This is a genomic window from bacterium, from assembly GCA_040755795.1.
Classification (GTDB): Bacteria; UBA9089; CG2-30-40-21; order CG2-30-40-21; family SBAY01; genus JBFLXS01.
In genome coordinates this window covers 1-4,991 of the sequence record JBFLXS010000307.1, presented here as the reverse complement: position 1 = coordinate 4,991, position 4,991 = coordinate 1, and the positions used below count along the sequence as shown (strand labels likewise).

The 4,991-nt window shown below is 40.5% G+C and carries 3 protein-coding genes; all 3 read right to left on the bottom strand.

All coding sequences use genetic code 11. From position 1 onward, the window contains the following. Window positions 1-2,695 (bottom strand): hypothetical protein (locus AB1414_15425; protein ID MEW6608810.1); only part of this gene is annotated, 2,695 nt, incomplete at its 3' end. Between the two features lie 2 nt (window positions 2,696-2,697). After that, a complete protein-coding gene (locus AB1414_15420; protein ID MEW6608809.1) occupies window positions 2,698-3,441 on the bottom strand; it encodes a hypothetical protein in 744 nt (247 codons plus the stop codon). Beyond that, complete coding sequence (locus AB1414_15415; GenBank protein MEW6608808.1) at window positions 3,362-4,696, bottom strand: hypothetical protein; 1,335 nt, start codon at window positions 4,694-4,696, stop codon at window positions 3,362-3,364. The genes AB1414_15420 and AB1414_15415 overlap by 80 nt, the downstream gene beginning before the upstream one ends. Window positions 4,697-4,991 lie beyond the last annotated feature (295 nt).

Below are 4,991 nucleotides of genomic sequence, written 5' to 3'. Positions count from 1 at the left end.
CCGGAATTTCAAATGCAAACCAGTTTTCTTTTGACGCAACATTCCCCGCGTTATCCTCCGCCTCTATCCGGTATGTGTATCCGCCGGATTCGATGACATGACTTGTGTATGTGTATGTAGTCCCAATCAACAAAGCCATCCCGCTGTCATATGTAGTGTCACCTTTCATTATTATCACCCTCGCTTCTTTCATACCGCTTAATGTATCGCTCGCATTGAAGGTTATCACTGGTGGCTCGGTGAATTTCCCGCCTCTTGGGGAAAAGTTTTCGGCGATGGAGGGAGGGGTGGTGTCAAGGAGAAAGGTGGTGTCATATATTTCTTTTTCTCCAAGCGCGTTATATATCGCCACATCTATTTTGTGGCTGCCCTGCGAAAGCCCCAAACCGGAAACGGATACTGCTGTGTCAAATTCTTCCTTAAACTCATCATAGGCTCCGTCCTTGGGAACAAGATTAAACCAGTCACCGCCTTCCACTCTATACCTTGCCAGTGTTATCCCGAATTCTTCGTCGATCGCCTCAAAATTAAAGCTTAGTAATTTATTGTAGAACGAAATCCCATTCCACTTTTTAAACGGTGGCTTCGCGTTTCCCATCAACTTTGATTTTGAATTTGAGCTTACAGACAAAAATACTCCCTTGTTATTTTTGTCAAGATTATTTCCGTTCACCCCCCATGTCCAGACGCTGTATTCATAGTTGACACCTCTGATAATAAACTTATCGCCTTGAGGAGGCATCAACCATCCATGTTCATGTTCCTGACGCCATTCCTGTGACCTTATTCCGTCCGCCGCAAGATTATACGAACACCAGAGGACATTGTCTTTGTTCGCATAAATCTCGTAAGGCCCTGTGTATCCGCCGTCTCTTTGCCTCACGATTATCCATTTACCTGCCAAACTGTTTTCTGTGTATTCATCGCGATAGGGCATAAATGTGATTTTTGTGTTGTCGACATTCACAGGCTCCATTTTATATATCTCAAGTTCCAGATTATCAGTGTAATCAAATTTGCCGAAATTTGTCTGCCCGATATTCCAGTAGTATTTATCGCCTTCGATTCTCCGGACAATCTCGTATCCATCCGTCGAGTCAAAATCATTGTCTATCCCCTCTTTCCATTTTATATCCATACCCATTTTTAATGGATCCCATGCCAGAGAAGATATCCACGCGGGAACCTGCGCCCCAAGTCTTGTATGCGCGTTTGTATCTTTTATTACCTCAAGCCTGTCTTCCAGATCCATGTGTTCCATTATATCAATTGAAAGATACATCAATGGTTTTGCCGCGTCGCCTACTATTTCTTTTATATTCATCACTGTATTAACCTTTAGATATATCTCAAACGCATATTTTAAATCTTTTATATCACCAAGAAGGTACAATATCGCCTGAATCAATGCTTCCTCCGCAATTTTTTCAGTAAGTCCTAAATCATTCCATACGCCCAGAAGCGATTTTCTCGCGTCCCAGACCGTTATTTTATAGTTCCCGAGATTTCTTAATTCAACGTCTTTCAGATTATTCAACGCCTCATATTTTAAAAATTTACGGCGGCTCTGGCTTTCAATTAAATTATCCGCCTGCTGCAAATCACTGTATGACAGCACTCCCATGTTCATTATCACATCCAACACTTCACCCTGGCCGCCTGTCATCGCGTCCCCGTGTGAAAGCAGTATATTTGATTGTGTGGGACTGCCGGGGGCAAGTGTTAAATTCGAAACTTCTTTTATGCATAAATTGACGCCTGTCGTTCCATAATTGTCCCGGCGCATGTCCTCCCAGCTGCCGTAATCCTGTAATAATATTGGTACAGCGTATATCATTGTGCTGCCTCGTGTGTTCGGTGACAATGCCCAGTATTCCGCGACCTTCTTTCTATTTAATATTTTCATGGCAAGATAATGCCCCGTTGAATGGCTCACGAGTCTTGAACCATCTAATAGAACATTCATCTTATCAAGAAGTGAAACCGCCTTATCCACCGCGCCGTCATGTGTACTGTCGCCTTTTCCGCCATTCCATAAGATACCAAATTCTGATTCGGGTTCGCCTGAATCAGCCGCATTTTTGCCGTCATATTCCTTGTGCGAGTTGTAGCTTATTACTACCACAGGCCCATTAAATCCAGACGTTGCCCTGATTATGGAACTATCACTGCTCGTCATCCCTCCGCCATTGTTCCATCCGTTTGATTCCTTGTTGCTTTTGAATATCCCCATCGTATACCCCGGTATCAACACACACGCTGGCTGATTTGCATCCTTGCCTGCATCATATACGTCAGCGCGGAGGAGGGGGAGGGAAAGGACAAGGGTAGTATCATATGCTCTAAATTTATTTTGAATCATTTCAATAGTTAAGTCGGATTGTTTACTAATACCGGAAATAACTTCTGTACTGTCTCCATTTATTGGCTTACCAGAAAGGCTTGCAGTCGAATACCAATAATCTAAATAAATATTCCAATTCGATCCGTTCCATTCCCAGTTCTCTTGCAACACCCCACCATTTTCAAAAACTGTCACATTTTTGTTAACATAGAAAGTCGAATCGCCAAACTCCTCTTCTTCTGCAAGATAATGATATTGGCCGTCTCCTGTTATTCCTCCGGCATGTACAAAATGGTTTTTGAAAAGTAAAAACAAAAATAAAATTCCGAATAATTTTTTTCTATTAACCATCTTCAATCCCTCCTCAACATTTCAGCTATTTGCTTTGGCGCAGAAATCCTGTATACACTCCATTGCTGAGTTAATTTACCGTTGTGTAAGAAATATGACCATTTAAAATCATCCGTAATGGCTGGAGAGAAATTGTAGTCTTGTTTCCATGCTATGTTGTGTTTAGCCACATTATAAAGTATTGCTTTACTTTTACCAAAGAGCAATAATTTACCATCTTCTCTCCATTTAGGCCATCCTAACGGCCCTTCATTTCCAATTGTTTCTATTTTGATAATTTTGTAATCAGGCGAGAAATATATGAGGTTAGGAACATCTTTAAAAACTAAATAAACCAATTCTTTTGGTGACCATTGCCCCCCACTTAAACCAAGTTCATCAAATTCTTTTATTTCAATACTTTTGTTTTCTTTTAGGTTATAAAGAAAAGATTTGTCTTTTTCGAAGGATCCTCGAACTAAATGATGAGGTTTTAATGACTCGTAAATAAAATTTTCGTTATCAGGTAACCATGAAATGCCAGGAGTAAATATTTCAATTTGTTTTTTTTCATTTCTTTCAAAATCAAATATCCCAAATTTTCGTTTATTTTCTTCGCGGATGTTAAAGCCAATCTTTTTGTTATCTTTTGACCAAAATATTTTATACGCAGGAGCAATAAGAACATTAGATGCTATCTCTCTGCTCTCTGCTCTCTGCTCTCTGTTCTCTGCTCTCTGTCCCAACCACCCACAACTCATTTCCATTCTTCCCATACGCAATCATCTTCCCATCCGGACTCACAACCGGATTTGAACCTTCGGTCAGCCTTCTCTGATTGTTCCCGTCCCCGTCACAGATGTAGATGTAGGTGGTTTTCTGGTTCGAGGTTCGAGGCTCAAGGTTCGAGGGATCTTCATTCTTTGCCTTTTCTTTACTGTCATCTGTCATCTGTGAACTGTCAACTTTTATCTCTTCCCGCACGAAGACTATCTTCCCATCCTTCGTCAACTGAAAATTATTCACTCCCGGAAGGACTAGCTCCCAGTTGTCTTCAATTCCGTCGAGATGCTTAATTTCGAGTTCGGAGAGAAGTTCGTAGGTGAAATGACGGTTTACATCTTCAATGTCTCCGTAAAGCTTTTTCCTTTTATCCCCCGTCTTTTCCATTTCCTTCATTGCTTCATCGAGTATCTTTATATTTTCAGCGCTATCCGTATTCTTGAAAATTTCCTTATTCTCTTCTGCTATCTTTTTAATATACTTCGCGAATTCATACGCGTCATATTCACTGTCATCAAAAAGCTTAAGTTCTGATTCCATTTTTATTACCCTGCCTTCTTCTGAACTGAACCAGCTTTTCGCGGTTACCTGAATCCGCATTTTCCCTCTATTATCACTTCGCATAAACTCACCTCGTTCTGCCTCCGTTCCCTGCGTTTTACCACCGATTTCAGTGGAAATAATTACGCAATTTCGGCCTTTAATCGTCTCTTCACCAACAAGTTTCGCGTAATAACCCGTAACTTTTATCCTCACACCTTTGTATGGCCCGAGTTTTTCGTTTAACTCCACAGGTTTATTCCAAAAATCAAGCCCGCTTTCAGAAAATCTCGGCAGACCGAGAAAAAAAACGTTACCGTAGGTCAATGTCTCAACTGTTCCGTCCCTGTTTATCTCAATTTCTCCCGACATACTTTCCCCGTAGGCACTACTTTTTTGGTACATCTCCTTTTCATCGTTAATTCTCTCCACCTTCGTCCATGTTCTGGCTTTTTGCCAATCTTCATTCTTCTTTCCGCCAACCTCAATCCCAAGAACTCCAACAACCTCCCTGTCATAACCTCCAAACATTGCGTTACGTGTAATGTCTTTCCCCTTCATCGAATACATGAGAGTTTCCCCTTCCCTATACTTATACTCCCACCGTAACTTCGCTTTTTCTTCCCCCAAAACCCCTCCTCTTAAAACCCCCAAAATCAAAACAACCATTAAACTTATAAATTTATTTCTATTTTCCATTTTTTCTCCTGATGATAAAAGTCAATTTTTATTCTCCTAAAAAGAAAAACACCATTAACTTAAGTATAATTTTAGTTATACCTAAACTAATGGTGCTTCCTCCTCGAAAATCCTATTAATGTTTTATCTTTATTCCCACCCCTCACAATAATCCCCCCCTTAATTGTTTACCCTGTTAGAAAATATTGTTGGTTGCTTAAAAATAACCTATTAAAATACCCAACCCTGTCTGCTGGTAATTTTTCTAACAGGGTGTATTGTAATGGCTGAATTATATCGGTTTATGGTTTATTTG

What these genes read in the sequence shown, in the direction of transcription:
- AB1414_15415 (MEW6608808.1), bottom strand. Translation starts at nt 4,696, where the DNA reads ATGGAAAATAGAAATAAATTTATAAGTTTAATGGTTGTTTTGATTTTG.
- AB1414_15420 (MEW6608809.1), bottom strand. Translation starts at nt 3,441, where the DNA reads ATGGAAATGAGTTGTGGGTGGTTGGGACAGAGAGCAGAGAACAGAGAG.